Here is a 25,024-nt window from a genome sequence, read left to right as displayed (position 1 = left end):
CGGTGGGCGGTGGCCGGTGGGCACACATGCCCTCGCCCCCCCCACCAACAACCACCGACTTCAGGCGAGTTGGCCGATACCGCGCTGTTGCGCGGCCCGCCGGGTGTCCACTATGGGCGTGGACACATCACTGGGGGGTGAGGGTGAAGGCATCGGTCTCCACCACCAGCGTCAGCGCGCGCGACGGCTTCGAATGGTGGGCCCACATGGTCGGCGACCTGGTCATGCCGGTGTCGATCACCAGCCCGTACGCCGACCGCTTCGAGGGCTCCGCCACCGCGATCCGGCTCGTCGACACCGACGTCTCCTGCTTCGCCTTCTCCCCGATGTCCGCGCGGCGGGCCGCCGCCCACATCCGGCGCGCGGACCCGGAGCAGTACTTCCTCTTCCTCGTCCACGGCAGCCCGATCGGCATCGAGCAGCGCCGCAACAACTCCCTGCTCACCGCGGGGGACATGGCGCTCTTCGACACCTCCCACCCCCTGGACTGCGCGTTCCACGACGAGGGGCGGCTCTCGCGGGTCAGCCTGCTGCGGCTGCCCCGGGCGGCCATGCCGATCGAACAGGACCGGGCGGACCGGCTGCTCGGCACGCCGCTGCCCTCGCGGACCGGATCCGGGGCGCTGCTCGCCGCCTACCTGAACGGGCTCCGCGCCGAGGCCGACCGGTGCCGACCCGCCGAACTGCGCCGCCTCGGCGGCATCGCGCTCGACCTCGCCGCCACCTTCCTCGCCGCCGCGGCCGACAGCCCCGCCCCGCTGCCCGCCGAGACCCGGCAGCAGGTCCTCCGCGCCCGCATCCACACCTTCATCGACCACCACCTGTCCGACCCCGACCTGGGCCCGGCGGCCATCGCGGCCCACCACCACATCTCCGTGCGCCTGCTCCACCTGCTCTTCCGCGACGAACCGGAGACGGTCGGCGCCACCATCCGGCGGCTCCGCCTCGAACGCTGCCGGGCGGACCTCGCCGACCCGGACCTCCGCCACCACGGCGTCGGCGAGATCGCGGGCCGCTGGGGCTTCCGGCACCAGGCCGACTTCAGCCGCGCCTTCCGCCGCGCGTACGGCACGACCCCCAGCAGCCACCGGCGCGGGAGCCGCTGACCCCCGGGCGGTACGCCGGAGGGCCCGGCGCGGACGATGTCCGATGCCGGGCCCTCCGTACGGGGAACGGGTGTTACAGCTTCTCGATCACGTAGTCGATGCAGGCCGTGAGCGCCCGCACGTCCGCCGGGTCGATCGCCGGGAACATCGCGATCCGCAGCTGGTTGCGGCCCAGCTTGCGGTACGGCTCGGTGTCCACGATGCCGTTGGCGCGCAGCACCTTCGCGACCGCCGCCGCGTCGACCTCGTCCGCGAAGTCGATCGTGCCGATGACCTGCGAGCGCTTCGCCGCGTCCGTGACGAACGGCGACGCGTACTTGGACTCCTCGGCCCAGCCGTACAGCGCGTCCGAGGACTCCTTCGTCCGGGCCACGGCCCAGTCGAGACCGCCCTGGCCGTTGATCCACTTCAGCTGCTCGTTGAGCAGGAAGAGGGTCGAGAGCGCCGGGGTGTTGTACGTCTGGTTCTTCAGCGAGTTGTCGATCGCCGTCGGCAGGGAGAAGAACTCCGGGACGTGGCGGCCGGACGCGTGGATCCGCTGCGCCCGCTCCAGGGCGGCCGGGGAGAAGGCCGCGAGCCACAGGCCGCCCTCGGCGGCGAAGGACTTCTGCGGGGCGAAGTAGTAGACGTCCGTCTCGGTGATGTCGACCGGCAGGCCGCCCGCACCGGAGGTCGCGTCGACCAGGACGAGCGCGCCCTCGTCGGCGCCGGCGACCCGCTTGATCGGGGCGGCGACACCGGTGGAGGTCTCGTTGTGGGTGTACGCGTAGACGTCGACGCCCGCCTCGGCCACCGGCTCCGGGTGCGTCCCCGGGTCGGAGGACACCACGGTCGGGTCCGCGAGCCACGGCGCCAGCTTGGCGGCCTTCGCGAACTTCGAGGAGAACTCGCCGAAGGTGAGGTGCTGCGACTTGTTCTCGATCAGACCGTGGGTCGCGACGTCCCAGAAGGCGGTGGAGCCGCCGTTGCCCAGGATCACCTCGTAACCCTCGGGAAGCGAGAACAGGTCGCTGATGCCGGTACGTACCTCGCCGACCAGGTTCTTGACCGGAGCCTGGCGGTGGGACGTGCCGAGGAGGGAGGTGCCGGTGGCGGCCAGGGCGTCCAGCGCCTCCGTACGCACCTTGGAGGGGCCCGCGCCGAAACGGCCGTCGGCGGGCTTGATGTCAGCGGGAATCTGGATATCAGCCACGAGGCGGAGAGTATCGGGTCCGGAAGGGGCCGGTCGCCCGATGTCCGCCGGATGAGACGAGTCCTGGGACATCCTGGCCTTGTGGGAACACACCAGGAACACGCGTCCGAGCTCGCCGCCGACCTCCGCGCCGCCGTCGCCGGAGACGTCGACTTCTCCGTCACCGCCCGGGCCCTGACGACCATGGACGCCTCCAACTACCGCCGCGTTCCGGCCGGTACGGTCGCCCCGCGCGACGCCGCCGACGTCGCGGCGGCCCTGGAGGTGTGCCGCGTCCACGGCGTCACCCCGGTCGTCGCCCGCGGCGCCGGGACCTCGATCGGAGGCCAGGCGACCGGCACCGGCGTGGTGCTCGACCTCACACGGCACATGGGCGGGATCGTCTCCCTCGACCCGGAGGAGCGCACCGCCGTCGTCCGCCCGGGACTCGTCCTCGACCGGCTGCGGGACGCGGCACGCCCCCACGGCCTCACCTTCGGCCCCGACCCCTCCACCCACAGCCGCTGCACCCTCGGCGGCATGATCGGCAACAACGCGTGCGGGGCGCACTCCGTCGCCTGGGGGACCACCGCGGACAACGTGCGCTCCCTCGACGTGGTGACCTACCGGGGCGCGGAGTTGACGCTCGGCCCCGGCGGACAGGGCGCACCGCCCGGCCTCCTCGACCTCGTCGACCGCAACCTCGCCCTGCTCAGGACCGGCTACCCGACCGGCCTCCCCCGCCGTATCTCCGGCTACGCCCTCGACGCCCTCCTCCCCGAACGGGGCGTCGACGTGGCCCGCTCCTTCTGCGGCACCGAAGGCACCCTCGGCGTCATCACCCGGGCGACCGTCGCCCTCGTCCCCCTCCCGACCGAACCTGTCCTCGTCGTCCTCGGCTACGCCGACGAGACCGCCGCGGCCGACGCCGCCGCCGGACTCCTCCCGTACGGGCCGCTGACCGTCGAAGGCATGGCGGCCGATCTCGTCCGGGGCGCCGCGGGCCTGCCCCGGGGCGCCGCCTGGCTCTTCTGCGAGGTCGACGGCGAGGGGCCCGCCCGCGCCCTCGTCCGCGCCGCCGACCCGATCGACGCCGTCGTCGTCCGCGACCCGGCAGGTCAGCGCGCCCTGTGGCGGATCCGGGAGGACGCCGCGGGCACGGCCACCCGCATGCCCGGAGGCCCCGGGGACGGGGCCTCCCGGACGGGCCCCGGGGGTGAGGCCTGGCCCGGCTGGGAGGACTGCGCGGTGCCGCCCGCCCGGCTCGGCGCGTACCTCCGCGACTTCCGCGCCCTCCTGACCGAATTCGGCCTCCGGGGAATCCCGTACGGGCACTTCGGCGACGGCTGCGTCCACGTCCGCATCGACTTCGACCTCTGGACCGACCGCGGCGTACGCGACTTCCGCCGCTTCTCCGAAGCCGTCGCCGACCTCGTCGTCGCCCACGGCGGCTCCCTCTCCGGCGAGCACGGCGACGGGCAGGCCCGCGCCGAACTCCTCCCGAAGATGTACGGCGACGAACTCGTCGCCCTCTTCGGCGCCGTCAAGGACGTCTGGGACCCGGACGGCGGCCTCAACCCGGGCATGCTGGTCCGCCCGAAGCCCCTCGACTCCGGCCTGCGCTTCGCAGGCCTCCCGCTCGTCGGCCTCGGCCGCGAGGCCGCCCGCTGCGTGGGCGTCGCCAAGTGCCGCGTCGACGGACCGAGTTCTGGCCCCTCCGTGATGTGCCCCTCCTACCGGGCCACGGGCGACGAGAAGCACTCCACCCGCGGCCGCGCCCGCCTCCTCCACGAGATGGCCCTCGGCGAGGTCGTCACCGGCGGATGGCGCTCCCCGGAGGTCCGCGAAGCCCTCGACCTCTGCCTCTCCTGCAAGGGCTGCCGCAGCGACTGCCCGGTCGGCGTCGACATCGCCGCCTACAAGGCCGAGTTCCTCCACCACCACTACGCGGGCCCGACGGGCGCCTGGCGCAGACCCCGCTCCCACTGGACGATGGGCCGCCTCCCGCGCTGGCTCGACCTCTTCGGACGCGGCCTGAACACGGCGATGCGGCTGCCCTTCGCGGCCCGGCTCGCCGGGGTCACCCCCGAGCGGACCATGCCCCGGGTCGCCGCGCGGTCCTTCACGTCCTGGTTCGCCGAACGCGCCTCCGCCCGCCCGCCCGCCCTGACCCTCTGGCCCGACACCTTCACGAACCACCTCGCCCCGGAGGTGGGCCGAGCCGCCGTCCGCGTCCTGGAGGACGCCGGCCTCGGCGTCGAACTCCCCCCGGGCCGCGTCTGCTGCGGCCTCACCTATGTCTCGACCGGACAGCTGGGCGCCGCCCGGAAGGTGATGCGGAGGACGCTCGACGTGACGGGGGAGCCGAACGCCCCGGTCGTCGTCCTCGAACCCTCCTGCGCCGCCACCCTCCGCACCGACCTCCCCGAACTCCTCCCCGACGACCCGCGGGCGGCCCGCCTCGCCGCCTCGGTCCTCACCTTCGCCGAGGCCCTGGAGACCCTCGCCCCCGGCTGGACCCCGCCGCGCCTCGACCTCCCCGCCACCGGCCAGACCCACTGCCACCAGCACGCCGTCCTCGGCGACACCCCCGACCGCCGCCTCCGCGCCCGCGCCGGCCTCACCGGCGACCTCGCCGGGGGCTGCTGCGGCCTCGCCGGCAACTTCGGCTTCGAACCCGGCCACTACGACGTCTCCGTCGCCTGCGCCGAGGACCAGCTCCTCCCCGCCCTGGCGGCCGCATCCCCCGGGACCGCCGTCCTCGCCGACGGCTTCTCCTGCCGCACCCAGATCGCCGACCTCACCGGCCACCGCGGCCACCACCTGGCCGAACTGCTGGCGGAGGCACTCGCCGAGGAGCCGGGCGAACCGCGGCCGGACGGACGGCCGCCCGGCGGAGGGCCGTCGTCCGGGCGCCCGGACCGGCCCGCATAGAGTGCGGGGAATGAGCACCGAGACCCCCTCCCCCTCCTGTTCGTGCTGCGGCGAGCCCCTCGCCGACGAACGGCGGATCGACATCCGGTTCGGGCTGCCGGACGCGGCCCTCGGGACGCCCGAGGAGGCGCGGCGGACTCCGGGACCGGACGCGCTGCTCGCGGTGGACGGAGTGGGGTGCTTCGTCCGGTGCCTGCTGCCGCTGAAGCTCGCCGGGGACACCGAACTCGTCCTCGGGACCTGGCTGGAGGTCGACGAGGAGACGCTCCGGCGGACGGCCGCCGCCTGGTACGACGAGGCCGCCTACCCCGACCTCGTCGTCCGCGGACGGCTCGCCAACGCGGTCCAGCCGTGGGACACGGAGGTCCTCGGCCTGGAGATGACGGGGCGGATCGCGAACCCCGACGAGCTGCCGTACCTCGTGGAGGGGCACTCGCCGACCGCCGTCCGGCTGCTCGGCGACGTCTGGGACCGCGACCACGTCCTGGAGCGCTTCCCGACACCGCTGCCCGTCGCGGTCCGGACCGACCTCGGCGACGGCTGGTCGGTGGAGCGCAGCGCCGGGCTCGCGGCGCGGTTCGCCGACGGGGCGGACCAGTTCGCGGGCCCCGACCGCAGCGCGGCCGTCGCGCTCTTCCAGGACGACCGGGCCGACCGCACCGCCGAGGACTTCCTCGCCGCGCTCCTCGACGGCGCGCCCGAGGTCCCGGCCGTGCAGCGCAGCACCGAACGGCTGCCGGACGGAGGCGTACGGCACGCCTTCTGGCGCACGCCCGCCGACACCGGACACGGGCGGCACGAGTTCGCCGCGTACGCCGTCGACACCGACGGTTCCGCCGCCGGGCTGTACTGCTCGCACGAGGACGCCGCCGCGCACACCTGGGCCGGCCACGTCTGGCACTCCCTCCGACGCCACACACCCGCCCCGGCCCGCAGCACCTGAGGGTCCGCCGTCTGAGGGGCCCATCAGCTGAGCGGCCCGCCGCCTGTGGGGCCCACCACCTGAGGACCCCATCACCTGAGGGGCCCCGCACCGCATCGCACGGACCTCTCTCGCGATCGCGCGGACTTCCCCCGCGCGACGGGGCGCCCGGATACGCTCGCACGATGGAGCGGTCACCCTTCCCGCACGACCGGCTCGTCCTGCGTGAGCTGGAGCCCGGTGACGTCACCGCGGTCCACGGCGTCTACGGCTCCCCCGCGGCGACCGAGCACCTGAGCTTCACCCCGCGGTCGGTGGAGGAGGTCCGGGCGATCGTCGAACGGTCCCGCGCGTCGGCGCGGGCCGTTCCCCGGCAGGAGTACGCGCTCGGCGTCGTCGAGCGGTCCACCGACGAACTCGTCGGCTTCGGCCGGCTCGCCCTCGACCCGCACCAGCAGCGGGCCGCCACCCTGGGCTTCGCGCTGCGCCCCGCGTCGTGGGGCGTCGGCTACGGCCGCGAGACCGTCGCCCTCCTCCTCGCCCTGGCCTTCGGCGAACTCGACCTCCACCGCGTCTGGGCCGCCCGCGCGCCCCTCAACACCGCCTCCGCCCGCACCCTCCTCGCCGCCGGGATGACGGAGGAGGGCCGCATCCGCGGGCACGTGCACGTCCGGGGCGCCTGGCGCGACTCGATCACGTACGGGATCCTCCGCGAGGAGTGGGACGGCCGCGCCTCCCGGTGACTCCCGCGCGGCGATCTGCGTTCCAGGCGTCGTGAGCCGGGCGGGGCCTTCCGGACAGGGCCGAGGGCGGGTTCAGGTTCCGCCGACGACGTCCCGTGCCATGGCGACCAGGGCGGTCGTCGCCGGGTGGGGGAAGGCGTCGCGCCAGGCCAGGACGACCGGGAGGGCGGGGGCGTCGGGGAGGGGGCGGTAGGTGACGCCCGGGTGGGGGTGGAGGCTGGCGGTGGAGGCGGAGGAGACGCCGATGCCGCGGGCGGCGGCGATGGCGGTGAGCCAGTCGTCGGTGTTGGCGACGGTGAGGGTGGCGGAGGGGCGGGCGGCGGCGGGCCAGAGGGCGAGCGTGGTCGTGCCCGAGACGGTGTTGAGGACGACGGTCTCGCCGGTGAGGTCGGCGAGGGCGAGCCGGGGCCGGTCGGCGAGCGGGTGGTCGGCGGGCAGGGCCGCGACCCGGTGCTCGGTGGTGAGCTCCTCGGTGACCAGGCCCGGCGCGTCCACCGGGCCGCGCAGCAGCGCCGCGTCGACCTCGCCCCGCGCGAGGCCCGCGGTGCGGTCGTCGATGCGGAGGAGTTCGAGGGGCGTCTCGGGGTGCTCGCGCTGCCAGCGCCGGAGCAGGGGAGTGGTGTACGGGCCGAACGCCGACCAGGCGTGCCCGAGCCGCAGCGGCCGGTGGCGGAGCCGCGCCGGGTCGACGGCGTCCTCGAAGGCCGCGAGCGCCGCGGCGGCCCGGTCCAGGAAGGCGCGGCCCTCGGCGGTCAGCGCGAGGTGATGGGTGGACCGGTCGACGAGGCGCGCACCGAGGTGCTGTTCGAGCGCGGCGAGCGTGCGGGACACGGCGGGCTGCGTCAGGTGGAGCCGGGCCGCCGCCCTGGTCAGACTGGATTCCTCGGCGATGGCGAGGAAGCAGCGGAGGTGGCGCAGCTCGATGCTCATGCGTCGGGAGCATAACCCCAGGGCAATCGGCATTTCCGGTGCCGCGCGGGGGCTCGTAGCGTGGGTGGAGAGGGGGAGGGGGAATCAGGAGGAAGACCCACCTGGAGTGCATTATTCTGAACTGGTAGTTCAGTTTCATGGACTTCCTGATCAATCTGATCAATCTGATCGACCCGATCGACCTAATCAATCTGGTCAACCTGGTCGATCTGATCAACGGGTCGTGTGGAGTCGTCGTACGGAGGAGTAGTCGGTGGACAGTCCGGTCAAGGACGCGGTCGCCCCGGTCGCCGCTGCCGGTGTGGGCCCCGCCCCCGTCGCGAACGTCGCGGAAGCCGGTTCGCCCGGCGCCGGCCTCGCCGGGCGGGGGACCGCCGGGCGCCGCCTCGGGCCCGTCGCGCTCGTCGTCGCGGGCGGGCTCTCCGTACAGTTCGGGTCCGCCGTCGCCGTGCTGCTCATGCCGCGCGCCGGAGCCCTCGGGGTCGTCACGCTCCGCCTCGTCCTCGCGGCGGCCGTGCTGCTCGTCGTCTGCCGGCCCAAGGTCCGCGGCTACGGCCGCGCGGACTGGGGCACGGTGCTCGTCTTCGGCGCCGCCATGGCGGCGATGAACATCCTCTTCTACCAGGCCGCGGACCGGATACCGCTGGGCGCCGCCGTGACCCTGGAGGTCCTCGGCCCGCTGATCCTCTCGGTGGTCGCCTCCCGCCGGCTGACGAACCTCCTCTGGGCGGGGCTCGCCCTCGGCGGCGTCGTCCTGCTCAGCGGCGGCGGCTTCGACCGCCTCGATCCGGCGGGAGCCGCCTTCGCGCTCGCCGCGGGCGCGATGTGGGCGGCGTACATCGTCTTCAGCGCCCGCACCGGCCGGCGCTTCCCGCAGGCCGACGGGCTCGCGCTCGCCATGGCCTTCGGCGCCGTCATCAGCCTGCCGTTCGGCATCGTGGAGGCCGGCGACAAGCTCCTCGTACCGTCGACGATCGGCCTCGGCCTCGCCGTCGCGCTCATGTCGTCCGTGCTCCCCTACACCCTCGAACTCCTCGCGCTCCGCCGCCTCCCCGCCCCCACCTTCGCCGTCCTCATGAGCCTCGAACCGGCCATCGCCGCCACCGCCGGCTTCCTCATCCTCAGCCAGGCCCTCTCCCTCCTCGACGCCCTCGCCATCGCCCTCGTCATCGCCGCCAGCATCGGCGCGGTCCGCACCCAGGCCCGCGCGGCCCGACGGGACACCGGGGCCCGGTGGGACGCACAGGACGGCGCCACGGCCGAACGCTGACCGACGGCGACCCGGCCCCCCTCCACCGGCCCGGTCGGGCCCCGGAACCCCGCACGCGACCGCGGCCGACGCCCCCCGTCGGCCGCGGTCGCGTCCTAGGATCCGCGCGTGATCGCCGAACTGCAGTGCCTCGTCATCGACTGCCCCGCTCCCCGCGCACTCGCCGCGTTCTACCGCGCCGTCCTCGGCGGCGAGGTCGACCGCCCGGACCGCCGCTGGTCCCTCGACGAGGCCTGGTCGACCCTGCACACCCCCGGAGGTCTCGTCCTCTGCTTCCAGGGCGTCGCCGACCACCGGCCCCCGGCGTGGCCCGACCCCGACCGCCCCCAGCAGTTCCACCTCGACTTCGGCGTCGCCGACCTGGACGCGGCCCACGAGCAGGTCCTCGCCCACGGCGCGACCGTCCTCGACGCGGGCGACGCGGGCGACGCGAAGCGCGGCTGGCGGGTCTACGCGGACCCGTCCGGGCATCCGTTCTGCCTGGTGCGGCACTGAGGGAGCGCGACCTACGATGCCCCCGTGGGGGGCATCGTGGGGATGTGGCTGGCCGCGGTCATCGGCGTCACCGGCTGTGTGACGGGGGCCGTGTTGACGTGGTCCGCGATCGGCCTGAAGCGCCGGGGCGTGTGGGTCGACGCGGAGGTCGTCGGGGTCCGCGAGCACGAGGACGGCGACGGGGACGTGCACCACTACCCGATCGTCCGCTTCACGCCCCCGGGCGGCGCTCCGGTCACGGGCGAGTCGTACGCCCGCATCAACGAGTACACGGCCCCGGACGTGATCAGCGTGGTCTACGACCCCCATCGTCCCGAGGAGTTCGCCGAGGACACCGTGACGGGGATCCTCGGCGGCCTCCTCCTCCTGGCCTGCTGCGCCCCCGCCGCCGGCGTCGGCCTGTGGGCGCTCACCCACTGACCCCGACTGCCCTTCGGGCAGGACGCATTGCGCATGCGGAGTGGATCGCCGGTCGATTTTTCGGGCGCGCGATAGGTTGCCGGGCATGACTGAACCCGGTTCCGTTGTGTGGCCGCCCGCCCCGATAGAGACCGAACGGCTCGTGCTGCGCGAGTCGGAGGCGCGGGACAGGGCGGGGTTCGTCGAGTTGTTCTCGTCGCCGGAGGTCGGGACGTACGTCGGGGGCGCTCGGCCCCGGGAGCAGCTGGAGAGCGCGATGCCGGAGGTGCCGGGACGGCGGCCGGGCCTCTTCGTGGTGGAGCGGGACGGGGCGATGATCGGGATGGTCACCCTCGACCGGCGGGACCCGGGGCGCGAGCCGCGCGTGGCGCCGGAGGGCGGGGAGGCCGAGCTCGGCTACCTGTTCCTGCCGCGGGCGTGGGGGAGCGGGTACGCCGGCGAGGCGTGCGTGGCGGCGCTCGGGTGGTTCGCGGGGGTGCATCCCGGCGAGCCGGTGGTGCTCACGACCCGGAGCGCGAACGGGCGGGCGATGCGTCTCGCGGAGAGGCTCGGCTTCGCCGAGGTGGAGCGGTTCGAGGAGTTCGGGGCCGAGCAGTGGTTCGGCGCGTGGACCCCGGAGACGCCGGCCGACTGAGCCGGGAGCACGCACGGAGAACCAGGGGCCCGGCGGATCGCGATCCGCCTGGCCCCTCTGCCTGTCCTGCGTCGGGGCACCACGACGCGGAAGCCGGCGCCTTCGCGTCAGCGCGCGATGTGGAACTCGTTGCCCGCGGTGTCGAGGAACTCGCCGGGGCGGCCGTCCGGGTGGGTCACTTCGAGGCGGAGGCGGTTCCGTGCGGCCTTCGGCGCGGCGGGCGGGCCCATGACCAGGGAGACCGTGCTGGTGGGGGTGCGGCGGAGCCGGACGCCCCAGTCGTGGGACTCCACGGCGTGCCAGGAGGTGTGGGACCGCCAGAAGTCCGACTGGGCGTGGCGGTCCTCGGCGGTGGTGTCGAGGCAGAGGGCGACGAGGCCGGAGTCGGCGAGGACGCCGGGGTGTCCCGGGCGCAGGACGCAGAACTCGTTGCCCTCGGGGTCGGCGAGGACGTCCCAGGGGACGTCGCCCTGGCCGATGTCGACCCGGGTGGCGCCGAGGGACAGCAGGCGGTCGACCTCGGCCTCCCAGGCGGGGCCCCCGGCGAGGTCGAGGTGGAGCGGGTTCTTGGCCGCCGGCTTCGGTTCCGTGGTCGGCGTGAAGCGGAGGCGGAGGCCGTCCGTGCGGCCCTGTGTGGCGTCCTGCCAGAAGCGTTCCATGCGTGTGACGTCGAGTGCGTCGATCACGATGCCGGTGAGCATGCCGTTCCCCCAAGTCGTCCGATGCGTCGCTCGTGCATTGTCGCCGCCGGCGGTGTCCCGGGGGCCGGATCCGGTTGATCTTTGGCCCTCCGCCTGTTTCGGGAGGTGGGGCGGCCGCCGACGATGGGGTGGTCGTCGTCGGGTGCGCGCGGCGCGGTCGGCGAGTGCCTGGGGAGAGGGGAGTCACGTCATGGCCCTGGAGATGCGGGACCGGTGCGAGCGGTGCGAGACGGCGGTGCTGACCGCGGAGGGTCCCGCCCGGATCTGCTCGTACGAGTGCAGTTTCTGCGTGCCGTGCGCGGAGGAGATGGGCGGGGTCTGTCCTAACTGCGGGGGCGAGCTGGTGGCGCGCCCGACGCGGAGGGGCGTGGGGTAGGTCCGTCGCGCGGCCGGTCCGTCCGCGGCTTTCGGGTCGCGTCCGCCGGCCGGGGTCCGGTGCCCGGTGCCCGAAAAATCTAAAGCAAGCGCGCTTGATTGTTTCTTGTGGCGCTGCCATGCTCCTCGGCGAAGGCCCGTGACCGCCCGTCCCCGAGGGGAGCGCACCGTGTCCGACTCCGTCGTCGTCCTTGACGACCTGCGCGCCGAGAGCGAAGAACTCGACGCGCTGGTCGGAGAGTTGAGCGAGGAGCAGTGGGGGGCGGAGACACCCGCGCCCGGCTGGACGATCGCCCACCAGATCGCGCACCTCGCGTGGACGGACAGGGCCGCTCTGCTCGCCGCCACCGACGCGGAGGCGTTCGCCGCCGAGACGGAGAAGGCGCTGGCGGCGCCGGACCGGTTCGTCGACGAGGGGGCGGAGGAGGGGGCGAAGCTGCCGCCCGCCGAGCTGCTCGCCCACTGGCGCGAGGGCCGGGACCTGCTCCGGGCGGCGCTCCTGGAGGTCCCGCCCGGCGCCCGATTCCCTTGGTACGGGCCGCCGATGAGCGCTCCCGCGATGGCCACCGCCCGGCTGATGGAGACGTGGGCGCACGGCCAGGACGTCGCCGACGCCCTCGGGGTCGTCCGGGCGCCCACGGCCCGCCTCCGGCACGTCGCGTGGATCGGCGTGCGCGCCCGTGACTACGCCTACCTGGTGCGGGGCGTCCCGGCGCCCGCCGAGCCGTTCCGGGTCGAACTCGCCGCGCCCGACGGCGAGTCGTGGACGTACGGGCCCGAGGACGCGGCGCAACGGGTCACCGGTCCCGCCCTCGACTTCTGCCTCCTCGTCACCCAGCGCGTCCACCGGGCCGACACGGCCCTGGTCGCCGACGGGCCCGACGCGGAGCGCTGGCTCGGCATCGCGCAGGCCTTCGCGGGCCCGGCCGGCGGCGGCCGCGCACCCCGGGAGGCGTAGGAGTGCTGCGCATCGGCAACGCCTCGGGCTTCTACGGCGACCGCTTCGACGCGGTGCGCGAGATGCTCACCGGCGGCCAACTCGACGTCCTCACCGGCGACTACCTCGCCGAACTGACCATGCTCATCCTCGGCCGCGACCAGCTGAAGGACCCGTCGGCCGGCTACGCGAAGACCTTCCTCCGGCAGATGGAGGAGGGCCTCGGACTCGCCCACGAGCGGGGCGTCAGGATCGTCACCAACGCGGGCGGACTGAACCCGGCCGGACTCGCCGACGCCCTGCGCGCGCTCGCCGCCAAGCTCGGCCTGCCGGTCCGCATCGCCCACGTCGAGGGCGACCGGCTGGCCCCGTCGGACGGCGTCCTGACGGCGAACGCCTACCTCGGCGGCGCCGGGATCGCCGCCTGCCTCACGGCCGGCGCGGACGTCGTCGTCACCGGCCGGGTCACCGACGCCGCCCTCGTCACGGGGCCGGCGCAGTGGCGGTTCGGCTGGGGCCCGGAGGCGTACGACCAGCTGGCGGGGGCGGTCGTCGCCGGGCACGTCCTGGAGTGCGGCACCCAGGCCACCGGCGGCAACTACGCGTTCTTCGCCGACCACGACCCGAAGCTCCTCCGCCGCCCCGGCTTCCCCCTCGCCGAGCTCCACGCCGACGGCACGTGCGTCATCACCAAGCACCCCGGCACCGGCGGCCTCGTCGACGTCGGCACGGTCACGGCCCAACTCCTCTACGAGACCGCCGGCGCCCGCTACGCCGGCCCCGACGTGACGGCCCGGCTCGACACCGTGCGCCTCACCCAGGACGGCCCCGACCGGGTCTGGATCGACGGCGTACGGGGCGAGGCGCCGCCCCCGACGCTCAAGGCGGGCCGCAGCAGGCTCGGCGGCTTCCGCAACGAGGTCGTGTTCGTCCTCACCGGCCTCGACGTCGACGCCAAGGCGCGGCTCGTGCGCGACCAGGTCGAGGACGCGCTGACCGCGAACCGGCCGGCGGAGGTCCACTGGGAACTGGCCCGCACCGACCACCCCGACGCCGCCACCGAGGAGACCGCGAGCGCCCTGCTGCGCCTCGTCGTCCGCGACCCCGCCCCGGAGCCCGTCGGCCGCGCCCTCACCGGCGCCGCCATCGAGCTGGCCCTCGCGAGCTACCCCGGCTTCCACGTCACCGCCCCGCCCGGCAAGGGCGCGCCCTACGGCGTCTTCGAGGCCGCGTACGTGCCCGCCGCCGACGTCCCGCACACGGCGGTCCTCCCCGACGGGACCCGCCGGGACGTCCCCGTACCCCCGAGGACCCGCGACCTGGAACCCGTACCCGACCCGGAGCTTCCGCCGCCGTACCCCCACGGGCCGACCCTGACGGTGCCGCTCGGCCGGATCGCCGGGGCCCGCAGCGGCGACAAGGGCGGCGACGCCAACGTCGGCGTGTGGGTCCGCACGGACGAGGAGTGGCGCTGGCTCGCCCACACCCTCACCGTCGGAAGGTTCCGCGCCCTCCTCCCGGAGACCGCCGGTCGGGAGGTCGTCCGGCACGTCCTGCCGAACCTGCGGGCGCTCAACTTCACCGTCGCCGGGATCCTCGGCGAGGGCGTCGCCTCCCAGGCCCGCTTCGACCCCCAGGCCAAGGCCCTCGGCGAATGGCTCCGCTCCCGCCGCGTCGCCGTCCCGACCGCCCTCCTCTCCGCCACGCCGGACGCGCGTCCGGAGAACCCGACCACCCCCACTGCCACCCTCGTCCCCACCGCCACCCCGGCCGCCCTCCCGCCCGACGTCCCGGAGGAAATCCAGTGACCGTCCTCGCCTCCGCACTCGACACCGGCGGACCCGACTTCGCGGACGCCCGCGCCGCCATGCTCGACAAGCTCGCCGCCCTCGACGCCGAGCACGCCAAGGCCCTCGCGGGCGGCGGCGAGAAGTACACGGCCCGGCACCACGGGCGCGGCAAGATGCTCGCCCGGGAGCGGATCGAGCTGCTCGTGGACCCCGACTCGCCGTTCCTGGAGCTGTCGCCGCTCGCGGCCTGGGGCAGCGACTACACGGTGGGCGCCTCGCTGATCACCGGCATCGGGGTCGTCGAGGGCGTCGAGTGCCTGATCACCGCCAACGACCCGACCGTGCGGGGCGGCGCCTCCAACCCGTGGACGCTGAAGAAGGCGCTGCGGGCCAACGAGATCGCGTTCGCCAACCGGCTTCCCGTCGTGTCGCTCGTCGAGTCCGGCGGCGCCGACCTCCCCTCGCAGAAGGAGATCTTCATCCCGGGCGGGGCGCTGTTCCGCGACCTCACCCGGCTGTCGGCCGCCGGCATCCCGACGGTCGCGGTCGTGTTCGGCAACTCGACGGCGGGCGGCGCGTACGTCCCCGGCATGTCCGACCACGCCGTGATGATCAAGGAGCGGTCGAAGGTGTTCCTCGGCGGCCCGCCGCTGGTGAAGATGGCGACGGGGGAGGAGAGCGACGACGAGTCGCTCGGCGGCGCCGTGATGCACGCGAGGACGTCCGGACTCGCCGACCACTACGCCGTCGACGAGGCCGACGCGATCCGTCAGGCGCGCCGGATCGTCGCGCGCCTCAACCACCGCAAGCACCACGGGGATCCGGGCCCCGCGGAGCCCCCGAAGTACGACGGGGAGGAACTCCTCGGCATCGTGCCCGGGGACCTCAAGACGCCGTTCGACCCGCGCGAGGTGATCGCCCGGATCGTCGACGGCTCCGACTTCGACGAGTTCAAGCCGCTGTACGGGCCGAGTCTCGTGACGGGCTGGGCGGCCCTGCACGGCTACCCGGTCGGCGTGGTCGCGAACGCGCAGGGCGTCCTCTTCTCCGCCGAGTCGCAGAAGGCCGCGCAGTTCATCCAGCTCGCCAACCAGCGCGACATCCCGCTCCTCTTCCTCCACAACACGACCGGCTACATGGTCGGCAAGGAGTACGAGCAGGGCGGCATCATCAAGCACGGCGCCATGATGATCAACGCGGTGTCGAACTCGAAGGTCCCGCACCTCTCCGTCCTCATGGGCGCGTCCTACGGCGCCGGGCACTACGGCATGTGCGGCCGGGCGTACGACCCGCGCTTCCTGTTCGCCTGGCCGAGCGCGAAGTCCGCCGTCATGGGTCCGCAGCAGCTCGCCGGCGTCCTGTCGATCGTGGCGCGGGCGTCCGCCGCCGCGAAGGGGCAGCCGTACGACGACGAGGCGGACGCGGGGCTGCGCGCCCTCGTCGAGGCGCAGATCGAGTCCGAGTCCCTGCCGATGTTCCTCTCCGGCCGGCTCTACGACGACGGCGTCATCGACCCCCGCGACACCCGCACCGTCCTCGGTCTCTGCCTTTCCGCGATCCACACGGCACCGGTCGAGGGCGCGCGCGGCGGCTTCGGCGTCTTCCGAATGTGAGGCCCACCTTGATCACCCCCCTCCTCGTGCGAGGCACACCTTGATCACCTCCCTCCTCGTCGCCAACCGTGGCGAGATCGCCTGCCGCGTCTTCCGCACCTGCCGCGAGCTGGGCATCTCCACCGTCGCCGTGTACTCCGACGCGGACGCCGACGCCCTGCACGTCCGGACCGCCGACACGGCCGTACGGCTGCCGGGGGCCGCGCCCTCGGAGACGTACCTGCGCGGCGACCTCGTCGTGCAGGCGGCGCTCGCGGCGGGCGCGGACGCCGTCCACCCGGGCTACGGCTTCCTCTCCGAGAACGCCGACTTCGCGCGGGCCGTCACGGACGCCGGGCTGCTCTGGATCGGACCGCCGCCGGCCGCGATCGAGGCGATGGCCTCGAAGACCAGGGCGAAGGAACTCCTCGGCATCGCCCCCCTCGCCGACGTCACCGAGGACGACCTGCCCGTCCTCGTGAAGGCGGCGGCCGGCGGCGGTGGCCGCGGCATGCGCGTGGTCCGCGAACTCGCCGCACTGTCCACGGAGTTGAAGGCGGCGTCCGCCGAGGCCGCGAGCGCCTTCGGCGACGGCGAGGTCTTCGTCGAGCCGTACGTCGAGAACGGCCGACACGTCGAGGTGCAGCTGCTGTGCGACACCCACGGCACCGCCTGGGCGCTCGGCACCCGCGACTGCTCGCTCCAGCGCCGCCACCAGAAGGTGATCGAGGAGGCCCCGGCGCCCGGCCTGCCCGCCGCCCTGGAGGCCTCCCTCCTGGACACGGCCGTCCGCGCGGCGAAGGCCGTCGGCTACGTCGGCGCCGGCACCGTCGAGTTCCTCGTCGCGGACGGCCGGGCGCACTTCCTGGAGATGAACACCCGCCTCCAGGTCGAGCACCCCGTCACGGAGGAGGTGTACGGGGTCGACCTCGTCGCCCTCCAGCTCGCCGTCGCCGAGGGCCGGGCCCTGCCGCCCGAACCCCCGACCCCCCGGGGGCACGCCATCGAGGCCCGCCTCTACGCCGAGGACCCGGCGCGGGAATGGGCGCCGCAGACGGGCGTCCTGCACCGCTTCGACGTCCCCGCGGAGGGGCGCGTCCGCGTCGACACCGGGTACGCCTCCGGGGACGCCGTCGGCGTCCACTACGACCCGATGCTCGCCAAGGTGATCGTCCACGCCCCGACCCGCGCCGAGGCCGCCCGCAAGCTCGCCCACACCCTGGAGCGGGCCCGCGTCCACGGCCCCGTCACCAACCGGGGCCTCCTCGTCGCCTCCCTCCGCCACCCCGACTACACCGCGCCGGACGCCCTCGACACCGGCTTCTACGAGCGGAACCTGCCGGCCCTGACCGCCGCCCCGGACGGCGAGGCGTACGCGGCCGTCGCCGCCGCCCTCGCCGAGGCGGCCGCCCGCGGGGGCCGGTTCGGCGGAGGCTGGCGCAACCTCCGCTCGCAGGACGAGACCCGGACGTACGGGGACCACGAGGTCCGCTACCGGCCGACGAGGGACGGCGGCCACGAGGTCACCACCCCCGAAGGGGTACGGGTCGTGTCGGCGGCCCCCGACCGTGTGCGCCTCGAAGTCGCGGGCGTCGTCAGGGACTTCGACGTCGACGCGTACGGCGACGGCACTGTCCACTCCGGCCCGCACCGCCTCACCCCCCGTCCCCGCTTCACCGACCCGAGCGAGCAGACCGCCCCCGGCTCCCTGCTCGCCCCCATGCCCGGCACCGTCGTCCGGGTCGCGGACGGCCTGGCCGTCGGCGACCGGGTCACCGCCGGACAGGCCCTGCTCTGGCTGGAGGCCATGAAGATGGAGCACCGCGTCACCGCTCCCGCCTCCGGCACGCTCACCGCGCTCCACGCCGCCCCCGGCCGCCAGGTCGAGGTCGGCGCCCTGCTCGCCGTCGTACAGACCGAAGCAACGGAGGAAGACCCCGTATGAGCACCGACATCGAGCCGCAGGAACACACGGAACTCCGCGCCGCCGTCTCCGCCCTCGGCCGCCGCCACGGCCCCGGCTTCGACCGGGCCGCCCTGTGGGCCGAGGCCGGGAAGCTCGGCTACCTGGGTGTGAACCTGCCCGAGGAGTACGGCGGCGGGGGCGGCGGCATCGCCGAGCTGTCCCTCGTCCTGGAGGAGGCGGGCGCCGCCGGGGCCCCGCTCCTGATGATGGTGGTGTCGCCCGCCATCTGCGGCACCGTCATCGCCCGCTTCGGCACGGAGGAGCAGAAGCGGGCCTGGCTGCCCGGCCTCGCCGACGGCTCGCGGACCATGGCGTTCGGCATCACCGAGCCCGACGCGGGATCCAACTCGCACCGCATCACGACCACCGCCACCCGCACCGAGGACGGCTGGGTCCTCAACGGCCGCAAGGTGTTCGTCTCGGGCGTCGACATCGCCGACGCGACCCTGATCGTCGGCCGCACCTCCGACGCCCGCACCGGCAACCTCAAGCCCTGCCTCTTCATCGTCCCGCGCGACGCGCCCGGCTTCGGCCGCCGCCACATCGAGATGGAACTCGCCGCCGACGAGAAGCAGTTCGAACTCACCCTCGACGACGTCCACCTGCCCGCGGACGCCCTCGTCGGCGACGAGGACGCCGGCCTCCTCCAGCTCTTCGCCGGCCTCAACCCCGAGCGGATCATGACGGCCGCCTTCGCGATCGGCATGGGCCGCCACGCCCTGGAGAAGGCCGTGGCCTACGCGAAGGAGCGCCAGGTCTGGAAGGCGCCCATCGGCTCCCACCAGGCCATCGCCCACCCCCTCGCGCAGGCGCACATCGAGCTCGAACTCGCCCGCCTGATGATGCAGAAGGCGGCCAGGCTGTACGACGCCGGCGACGACGCCGGCGCGGGCGAGGCCGCCAACATGGCCAAGTACGCCGCCGCCGAAGCCTGCGTGAAGGCCGTCGACACCGCCGTTCACACCCTCGGCGGCAACGGCCTCACCCGTGAGTTCGGTCTCGCCCGCCTGGTCACGGCGGCCCGAGTCGCCCGCATCGCCCCCGTCAGCCGGGAGATGATCCTGAACTACGTCTCCCACCAGACCCTGGGCCTGCCCAAGTCGTACTGAGGCGCGGCGTCAGTCGTCGCCCTCGTCCGCGCCCGTGGGGTACCAGCCTTCGCCGTCGCCCAGGCCGTCGACCTCGGAGATCCAGCGGAGGACCTCCGCCCCGAAGTCGACCCGGCCGACGTCGTGGTGGGCGGCGAGGTAACGCAGGGCCGGGTCCTTGTCCTTCCAGCGGTGCTCCCGGAAGGAGGCCCGGCGGACGAAGACCTCGCTGCCGACCGCGTTGGTCCGGAAGGTCAGCTCCAGCTCGCGCGGACGGTCACCGCCGTCCGTGCGGGAGGTGAGGAAGAACCCCTGCACCAGATAGAGGTGGTACTCGGAGCGGGGGATCATGCCCGTGACGATCCGCGAGGTGCCGCAGTCGTACCCGGCGGCGGCGAAGGCCTCGAAGACGGCCTCGTGCAGGGGTGTTCCGGTGACGCGCACCAGGTCGTTGTCCGTCTGCGACGTGACGCCCTCGGCCTCGACCTCGGTGTGCAGGGTGAGCAGGGCCCCCTCCAGCTCCCGCCCGTCGATCTCCGACAGCGGCGTCTCCCACTTCAGCCGGTGGCGGAACGGCACCCGCCGCTCCTCGCCCTTCTTCAGGCCGAAGTAGCCGCTCGCGCTGATGTAGTCGAAGCGGTCCCCCTCTCGTTCCCCGTCGCCGTCCCCCTTGTGGAACAGCGGCGCGTTCGCCGTCAGCCGCAGGGTCATGGACCTCACCTCCACCGACCGCTCCGGCGCCCGCACCACGACCTCCCCGGTCAGCAGCCCACCCGGCCGCACCGGCCCGGAATCCACGACCGTATCGATTTCGAGCGGTATCCCGCCCCTGCCCAGAAGACGCTTGAAGACCATGTGTGCAGGCTAGGGGGTGTCCGGACCGATCACGACCGGCGTCGCCCGTCCCAACTCGGCGAATATCGACTCCGATTGTGAAGACGGTGTATACGATCCCCTCGTTTCGCTCACATCCGAGCGCCATGAGCCAGGGAGACGCGCATGTACCAGCAGCCCGGCCCGTACCAGGCCCCTCCGCCGTGGGTGCCGACCCGCCGCTGGTGGCAGCATCCCGCCCTGGTCGTCACGTTGTTGGTGCTCTTTCCGCCGGGCGGCATAGCCCTGGCCTGGCTGAGCCGCTGGAGCAGCCGGACCAAGATCGTGGCCACGGTCCTGTCGGCGCTGTGGTTCCTCCTCGCGCTCGCCGTGGACGACCCGGAGAAGAACGACACGGACGGCCCGAAGCCCGCCACGACGGCCACGGCCTCCACGAGCCCGACGCCCACCGGGCCGAGCCCCACGGCCACCACGCCGGAACCGAGCCCGGCCGGCGAATCGCCCACCCCGGAGCCGACCACGGAGGCCCCGACCACCGAGGCCCCGGAGCCGACCACCGAGGCGCCGACCACCCGGGCGCCGGAGCCGACGCGCACCACGCCGAGGCCCGTGAAGCCGAAGCCGGTCCAGACGACCCGGCCGCCGGAGACCGCCGAGCCGGAGCCGGAGGTCTACTACGAGAACTGCACCGCCGTCCGGGCCGCCGGAGCCGCCCCCATCCACGTCGGGGAGCCCGGCTACGGCAGGCACCTCGACCGGGACGGCGACGGGGTCGCCTGCGAGCGCTGACCGGTCCGCACCAAACCATGCAGGCACGCTTGATTGTTTTTCGGCTGGCTGACAGGGTCTCCCCAAGTCCCGCGCGCAGCAGCGATCCTGGCGTCCACCGCTCACCTCTCCAGGGGGTCAACGCATGGTGTTCCACAGCGATTACGAGGCCGTTCCCACCCTCTCCCAGCCCATCCACGACGCCGTCCTCGGACGCGCCGCCGGGTACGGGGACACCCCGGCCCTGATCGACGGGGCCGGGGGGCTCACGCTCACCTACGGGCAGGTCGACGGCTTCCACCGGAGGGTGGCGGCCGGACTCGCGGAGGCGGGGGTGCGCAAGGGCGACGTCCTCGCCCTGCACAGCCCCAACACCGTGCTGTTCCCCATCGCGTTCTACGCCGCCACCCGCGCCGGGGCCGCCGTCACCACCGTGCACCCGCTCGCCACCCCCGAGGAGTTCGCCAAGCAGCTCAAGGACTCGTCCGCACGGTGGATCGTCACGGTGTCCCCGCTGCTCGCCACCGCCCGCGCCGCCGCCGAACTCGCCGGCGGGATCGAGGAGGTGTTCGTCTGCGACCAGGCACCGGAGGGCGAGGACGTCCGCTCCCTCCAGGCCTTCCTGGCGAGCACCGGCCCCGTACCGGACCACGCGATCGACCCCGACGAGGACGTGGCGGCCCTCCCGTACTCCTCCGGCACCACCGGCGTCCCCAAGGGCGTGATGCTGACGCACACGTCGATCGCCACCAACCTGGCGCAACTGGAGCCGTTCGTCCCGATGGGCCCCGGCGACCGGATCCTGGCCGTCCTGCCCTTCTTCCACATCTACGGCCTCACGGCCCTCATGAACGCCCCGCTCCGGCAGGGCGCCACCGTCGTCGTCCTGCCCCGCTTCGAACTCGACACCTTCCTCGGCGCGATCCAGCGGCACCGCATCAACGGGCTCTACGTGGCCCCGCCGATCGTCCTCGCCCTCGCCAAGCACCCGGCCGTCGCCGACTACGACCTGTCGTCCCTGCAGTACATCGTCAGCGCCGCCGCCCCGCTCGACGCGGCCCTCGCCGAAGCCTGCTCCACCCGCCTCGGACTGCCACCCGTCCGCCAGGCGTACGGGATGACCGAACTGTCCCCCGGCACCCACGTCGTACCCCTCGACGCCGAGAACCCGCCCCCCGGCACCGTCGGACGGCTGCTGCCCTCCACCGAGATGCGGATCCTCTCCCTCGACGACCCCGCCAAGGACGCGGCACCCGGCGAGGAGGGCGAGGTCGCCATCCGGGGACCGCAGGTCATGAAGGGCTACCTGGGCCGCCCCGACGCCACCGCCGCCATGATCGACGCCGACGGATGGGTGCACACCGGCGACGTCGGCCGCGTCGACGACGACGGCTGGCTGTACGTCGTCGACCGGGTCAAGGAACTCATCAAGTACAAGGGCTTCCAGGTCGCCCCCGCCGAACTCGAAGCACTCCTGCTCACCCACGACGGCATCGCCGACGCCGCCGTCATCGGCGTCACCGACGCCGACGGCACCGAGATCCCCAAGGCCTTCGTCGTACGCCAGCCCGCCGCGCCCGGACTCACCGCCGAGGACGTCCTCGCCCACGTCGCCGCGCGCGTCTCCCCGTACAAGAAGGTCCGCGCCGTGGAGTTCATCGACACCGTCCCCCGGGCAGCGTCCGGGAAGATCCTCCGCAGAGAGTTGAGGGACCGCGCATGACCCTGGTCACCACCACCGAGGAACGGGGCGTCACGACCCTCGCCCTGAACTCCCCCGACACCCGCAACGCCCTCTCCGCCCCGCTCGTCGCCGAACTCGCCGACGCCCTCACCGCCTGCGGCAAGGACCCGGCCGTCCGGGCCGTCGTCCTCACCCACACCGGCACCACCTTCAGCGCCGGCGCCGACCTCAAGGCACCGCCGAGCCCGTACGCCTTCGTCGACCTGCTCCGGCAGATCGTCGAGCTCCCGAAACCGGTCGTCGCCCACGTCACCGCCGGCAGCCACACCCGGGCCGGCGGCCTCGGACTCCTCGGCGCCGCCGACATCGTCCTCGCGGGCGAGGGAGCCGACTTCGCCCTCACGGAGGTCCGCATCGGCGTCGCGCCCGCCGTCATCTCCCTCACCCTCCTGCCCCGCCTCGACCCCCGCGCCGCCGCCCGCCACTACCTCACCGGCGAACGCTTCGGCGTCCCCGAGGCCGTCGCCATGGGCCTGGTCACCGCCCCCGACACCGACGCCCCCACCGTCCTCGACGCCCTGCGCGCCGGCTCCCCGCAAGGCCTGCGCGAGGCGAAGCGCCTGGTCACCGCTAGAGTCCTGGAGACCTTCGAACGCGACGCGGAGGACCTGGTGCAGAGGTCGGCCACACTCTTCGCCTCCGCCGAGGCACGCGAAGGGATGACGGCCTTCCTCGAACGACGGGACCCCGCATGGCGGCTGTGACCGCACCCAGACCGGACCGGAACCCCAAGCAGGACAGGAGCCGCGCCACCCGGCAGCGGCTCCTGGAAGCGGCCGTGGCCTGCCTCGCCGAGCGGGGCTGGGCGGGCTCCACGGTCGCCGTCGTCGCGGAACGGGCCGGCGTCTCCCGCGGCGCGGCCCAGCACCACTTCCCGACCCGCGAGGACCTCTTCACCGCCGCCGTCGAGTACGTCGCCGAGGAGCGGTCCCACGCGCTGCGGGACCTGCCGTCCCGCGACCGCAAGGAGGCCGTCGCCGCCCTCGTCGACCTCTACACCGGCCCCCTCTTCCGGGCCGCCCTGCACCTCTGGGTCGCCGCGTCCGACGAGGAGCAGCTCCGCGACCGCGTCACCGAGCTCGAAGCCCGCGTCGGCCGCGAGTCGCACCGCATCGCCGTCGAGGTGCTCGGTGCCGACGAGTCCCGCCCCGGCGTCCGCGAGACCGTCCAGGGCCTCCTCGACATGGCCCGCGGCCTCGGCCTCGCCACCCTCCTCACGGACGACCGCGCCCGCCGGGAACGCGTGGTGTCCCAGTGGGCGCGGCTGGTGGAGGAAGCGCTGGCCTGAGGCCCGTCGGCGCGGGGCCGCCCGGGGAGGCGCCGGCCCGAGGCCCGTCCGCGACAGGGCCGCCTGAGGCCCGTCCGAGCGGGGCCGCCTCAGGCCGCGCCCGCCGGCGTGCGGGCCGCCTCGGGCCGCCCGTCCGCGTGCGGGCCGCCCGGGCCCCGTCCGCGTGCGGGCTAGACGCCCGGGATGGCGCGGGCGCGGAAGGCGTCGCGCACCGCGTCGGCGGCCGCCGTGCCGTACATCTTCCGCGCGGTCGCGACCGTCGTGAGGGCCGCGTCCTCGAAGCTGGTGTCGGCGGCGAAGTCGAACTGGGCGTTCACGATGATCCGGTCGGCCGTACGGGCGCCGAGCTTGCCCCGGATGTCGAAGAGGGCCCGGGACCAGATCTCGCCGTCGGCGTGGACCTCGCCCTCCCTGTCCGCGTACGTCTTCGTGGAGTCGATGCGGCGCAGGCAGTGCGGGGCCTCGCTGTAGCCGGTCGCGTCCCAGTCGGCCACACAGGCCTGGTCGGCCTTCATCGGCCAGCCGTGCTTCGTGGCCGTGTTCGTGCCGACGGCCACCGCGAGGTAGTCGCCGAAGGCCTCGCCGATGGCGCCGGACTCCGCGGTGGTGCCGAAGCCGGGGACCTGGGCCTCGTGCACGGCGTGGCCGTACTCGTGGACGATCACCTCGGCGTCCTCGGCGTCGTCCACGCCGCCCTTGCCGAAGCGGATCTCGTCCTTCTTGTCGGTGAAGAAGGAGTTGTCGGAGCCCCACTGGTTGAGCCGGACCGGCTGGACGCGGTCGTTCGCCCCGCGCAGCTCGGTGCCGAAGCCGAGGCCCTGCAGGTACTCCTGCGCCTCGTTGACCCAGAAGTACGCCATGACCTGCTCGAACTCGTCGTCGGAGCGGTCGAACGAGGTGGCGGCCGAGGTCTTCGCGGGCTTGCCGGTCTCCGAGCGGACCACGGCCCACTTCCCGGACAGGCCGCCGCTCGCGTCGAGGTTGCGCAGCGTGACGGTGGCGTACGCGGAGGCGGGGACGTCGCTCGCCGCGTCCTTGTGGTCGGCGAGGGACTGGTCGCCCGAGGACTGGACCGGGTTCACCATGAAGACGCGGGCCTGCGGCGCGGAAGCGGCGGAGGCTCCCCCGGACGGAAGCAGCGCCGCGGTGGCGGCGGCCACGGTGACGGCGGCCGCGGCCGCCAGGCCACGAGAGGTGCGGCGGGTCATGGACATCCTCCTGCGATGGGATGCTGCGACGGGAAGCTTGGCGTGTACTCGCCACGCAATGGCGGCGATCTTCGCGTACGCCCGCCGTTTTGACCAGCCCCCGAGAGC

General features: G+C 74.1%; 23 protein-coding genes. 18 read left to right on the top strand and 5 right to left on the bottom strand.

Translation table 11 applies throughout. The features are described 5' to 3' along the window. Nucleotides 1-137 precede the first annotated feature (137 nt). A complete protein-coding gene (locus ACIQFX_RS06775; RefSeq protein ID WP_402459497.1) occupies nt 138-1,106 on the top strand; it encodes a helix-turn-helix domain-containing protein in 969 nt (322 codons plus the stop codon). A 73-nt stretch (nt 1,107-1,179) separates the two neighbouring features. Here the strand turns inward: ACIQFX_RS06775 and serC are convergent, their stop codons facing one another. Further along, a complete protein-coding gene (gene serC, locus ACIQFX_RS06770) occupies nt 1,180-2,298 on the bottom strand; it encodes a phosphoserine transaminase (protein ID WP_402459495.1) in 1,119 nt (372 codons plus the stop codon). A gap of 51 nt (nt 2,299-2,349) precedes the next feature. On the opposite strand from serC, the gene ACIQFX_RS06765 reads away from it, so the two are divergent. The 3 genes from ACIQFX_RS06765 to ACIQFX_RS06755 all read left to right on the top strand — a co-directional run bounded on the left by ACIQFX_RS06765 (nt 2,350) and on the right by ACIQFX_RS06755 (nt 6,876). Then, the gene (locus tag ACIQFX_RS06765; protein WP_402459493.1) at nt 2,350-5,211 is read left to right on the top strand and encodes an FAD-binding and (Fe-S)-binding domain-containing protein; all 2,862 of its coding nucleotides are present in this window, start codon (nt 2,350-2,352) and stop codon (nt 5,209-5,211) included. Between the two features lie 10 nt (nt 5,212-5,221). Continuing rightward, complete coding sequence (locus ACIQFX_RS06760; protein ID WP_402459492.1) at nt 5,222-6,154, top strand: DUF2199 domain-containing protein; 933 nt, start codon at nt 5,222-5,224, stop codon at nt 6,152-6,154. A gap of 164 nt (nt 6,155-6,318) precedes the next feature. Next, entirely contained in the window at nt 6,319-6,876 is a 558-nt protein-coding gene (locus ACIQFX_RS06755; RefSeq protein WP_402459490.1) for a GNAT family N-acetyltransferase, read from the top strand. A gap of 72 nt (nt 6,877-6,948) precedes the next feature. On the opposite strand, the gene ACIQFX_RS06750 is transcribed toward ACIQFX_RS06755, so the two are convergent. Further along, nucleotides 6,949-7,806: a LysR family transcriptional regulator gene (locus ACIQFX_RS06750; protein WP_402459488.1), complete on the bottom strand. Its 858-nt coding sequence runs from the start codon at nt 7,804-7,806 to the stop codon at nt 6,949-6,951. A gap of 301 nt (nt 7,807-8,107) precedes the next feature. Here ACIQFX_RS06750 and ACIQFX_RS06745 point away from each other — a divergent pair, with 301 nt between their 5' ends. The 4 genes from ACIQFX_RS06745 to ACIQFX_RS06730 all read left to right on the top strand — a co-directional run bounded on the left by ACIQFX_RS06745 (nt 8,108) and on the right by ACIQFX_RS06730 (nt 10,625). After that, nucleotides 8,108-9,076 carry an EamA family transporter gene (locus ACIQFX_RS06745; protein WP_402459598.1) on the top strand — a complete coding sequence of 323 codons (969 nt, stop codon included), beginning with the start codon at nt 8,108-8,110 and terminating at the stop codon, nt 9,074-9,076. Between the two features lie 108 nt (nt 9,077-9,184). Beyond that, on the top strand, nt 9,185-9,571 hold the full coding sequence (locus ACIQFX_RS06740; protein ID WP_402459486.1) for a VOC family protein: 387 nt from the start codon (nt 9,185-9,187) through the stop codon (nt 9,569-9,571). Nucleotides 9,572-9,595: 24 nt separating this feature from the next. Then, complete coding sequence (locus tag ACIQFX_RS06735; RefSeq protein ID WP_402459484.1) at nt 9,596-9,991, top strand: DUF3592 domain-containing protein; 396 nt, start codon at nt 9,596-9,598, stop codon at nt 9,989-9,991. A gap of 85 nt (nt 9,992-10,076) precedes the next feature. Beyond that, nucleotides 10,077-10,625 carry a GNAT family N-acetyltransferase gene (locus tag ACIQFX_RS06730; protein ID WP_402459483.1) on the top strand — a complete coding sequence of 183 codons (549 nt, stop codon included), beginning with the start codon at nt 10,077-10,079 and terminating at the stop codon, nt 10,623-10,625. Nucleotides 10,626-10,732: 107 nt separating this feature from the next. Here ACIQFX_RS06730 and ACIQFX_RS06725 read toward each other — a convergent pair whose 3' ends face one another. Continuing rightward, nucleotides 10,733-11,326: a VOC family protein gene (locus tag ACIQFX_RS06725; RefSeq protein ID WP_402459481.1), complete on the bottom strand. Its 594-nt coding sequence runs from the start codon at nt 11,324-11,326 to the stop codon at nt 10,733-10,735. 190 nt (nt 11,327-11,516) lie between these two features. Here ACIQFX_RS06725 and ACIQFX_RS06720 point away from each other — a divergent pair, with 190 nt between their 5' ends. From ACIQFX_RS06720 to ACIQFX_RS06695, 6 genes are all read left to right on the top strand, one after another. Further along, complete coding sequence (locus ACIQFX_RS06720; protein ID WP_402459479.1) at nt 11,517-11,702, top strand: DUF1272 domain-containing protein; 186 nt, start codon at nt 11,517-11,519, stop codon at nt 11,700-11,702. Between the two features lie 168 nt (nt 11,703-11,870). Then, nucleotides 11,871-12,659: a TIGR03084 family metal-binding protein gene (locus tag ACIQFX_RS06715; RefSeq protein WP_402459478.1), complete on the top strand. Its 789-nt coding sequence runs from the start codon at nt 11,871-11,873 to the stop codon at nt 12,657-12,659. Between the two features lie 2 nt (nt 12,660-12,661). Then, complete coding sequence (locus ACIQFX_RS06710; protein ID WP_402459476.1) at nt 12,662-14,446, top strand: acyclic terpene utilization AtuA family protein; 1,785 nt, start codon at nt 12,662-12,664, stop codon at nt 14,444-14,446. Then, nucleotides 14,443-16,041, top strand: a complete 1,599-nt coding sequence (locus tag ACIQFX_RS06705; protein ID WP_402459475.1) for an acyl-CoA carboxylase subunit beta — start codon at nt 14,443-14,445, stop codon at nt 16,039-16,041. The genes ACIQFX_RS06710 and ACIQFX_RS06705 overlap by 4 nt, the downstream gene beginning before the upstream one ends. Nucleotides 16,042-16,081: 40 nt before the next feature. Next, nucleotides 16,082-17,965, top strand: coding sequence for an acetyl/propionyl/methylcrotonyl-CoA carboxylase subunit alpha (locus ACIQFX_RS06700; protein ID WP_402459473.1), 1,884 nt, complete (start codon nt 16,082-16,084; stop codon nt 17,963-17,965). Next, nucleotides 17,962-19,095 carry an acyl-CoA dehydrogenase family protein gene (locus ACIQFX_RS06695; protein ID WP_402459472.1) on the top strand — a complete coding sequence of 378 codons (1,134 nt, stop codon included), beginning with the start codon at nt 17,962-17,964 and terminating at the stop codon, nt 19,093-19,095. The genes ACIQFX_RS06700 and ACIQFX_RS06695 overlap by 4 nt, the downstream gene beginning before the upstream one ends. A gap of 9 nt (nt 19,096-19,104) precedes the next feature. On the opposite strand, the gene ACIQFX_RS06690 is transcribed toward ACIQFX_RS06695, so the two are convergent. Next, nucleotides 19,105-19,929 carry a sporulation protein gene (locus ACIQFX_RS06690; RefSeq protein ID WP_402459470.1) on the bottom strand — a complete coding sequence of 275 codons (825 nt, stop codon included), beginning with the start codon at nt 19,927-19,929 and terminating at the stop codon, nt 19,105-19,107. Nucleotides 19,930-20,073: 144 nt separating this feature from the next. Here ACIQFX_RS06690 and ACIQFX_RS06685 point away from each other — a divergent pair, with 144 nt between their 5' ends. From ACIQFX_RS06685 to ACIQFX_RS06670, 4 genes are all read left to right on the top strand, one after another. Then, complete coding sequence (locus ACIQFX_RS06685; RefSeq protein WP_402459468.1) at nt 20,074-20,697, top strand: excalibur calcium-binding domain-containing protein; 624 nt, start codon at nt 20,074-20,076, stop codon at nt 20,695-20,697. Nucleotides 20,698-20,821: 124 nt separating this feature from the next. Next, complete coding sequence (locus tag ACIQFX_RS06680) at nt 20,822-22,399, top strand: 4-coumarate--CoA ligase family protein (protein ID WP_402459466.1); 1,578 nt, start codon at nt 20,822-20,824, stop codon at nt 22,397-22,399. After that, a complete protein-coding gene (locus ACIQFX_RS06675; RefSeq protein WP_402459464.1) occupies nt 22,396-23,124 on the top strand; it encodes an enoyl-CoA hydratase family protein in 729 nt (242 codons plus the stop codon). Before ACIQFX_RS06680 ends, ACIQFX_RS06675 begins: the two co-directional genes overlap by 4 nt. After that, nucleotides 23,112-23,708 carry a TetR/AcrR family transcriptional regulator gene (locus ACIQFX_RS06670; RefSeq protein ID WP_376489603.1) on the top strand — a complete coding sequence of 199 codons (597 nt, stop codon included), beginning with the start codon at nt 23,112-23,114 and terminating at the stop codon, nt 23,706-23,708. Before ACIQFX_RS06675 ends, ACIQFX_RS06670 begins: the two co-directional genes overlap by 13 nt. 170 nt (nt 23,709-23,878) lie before the next feature. Here the strand turns inward: ACIQFX_RS06670 and ACIQFX_RS06665 are convergent, their stop codons facing one another. Beyond that, on the bottom strand, nt 23,879-24,916 hold the full coding sequence (locus ACIQFX_RS06665) for a M4 family metallopeptidase (protein WP_402459462.1): 1,038 nt from the start codon (nt 24,914-24,916) through the stop codon (nt 23,879-23,881). Nucleotides 24,917-25,024: the final 108 nt, after the last annotated feature.

Source organism: Streptomyces sp. NPDC093089, assembly GCF_044754405.1.
In the GTDB taxonomy this organism is placed as follows: Bacteria; Actinomycetota; Actinomycetes; order Streptomycetales; family Streptomycetaceae; genus Streptomyces.
Note: the sequence above shows the minus strand (reverse complement) of the source record. Positions and strands in the feature narration are given on the sequence as shown.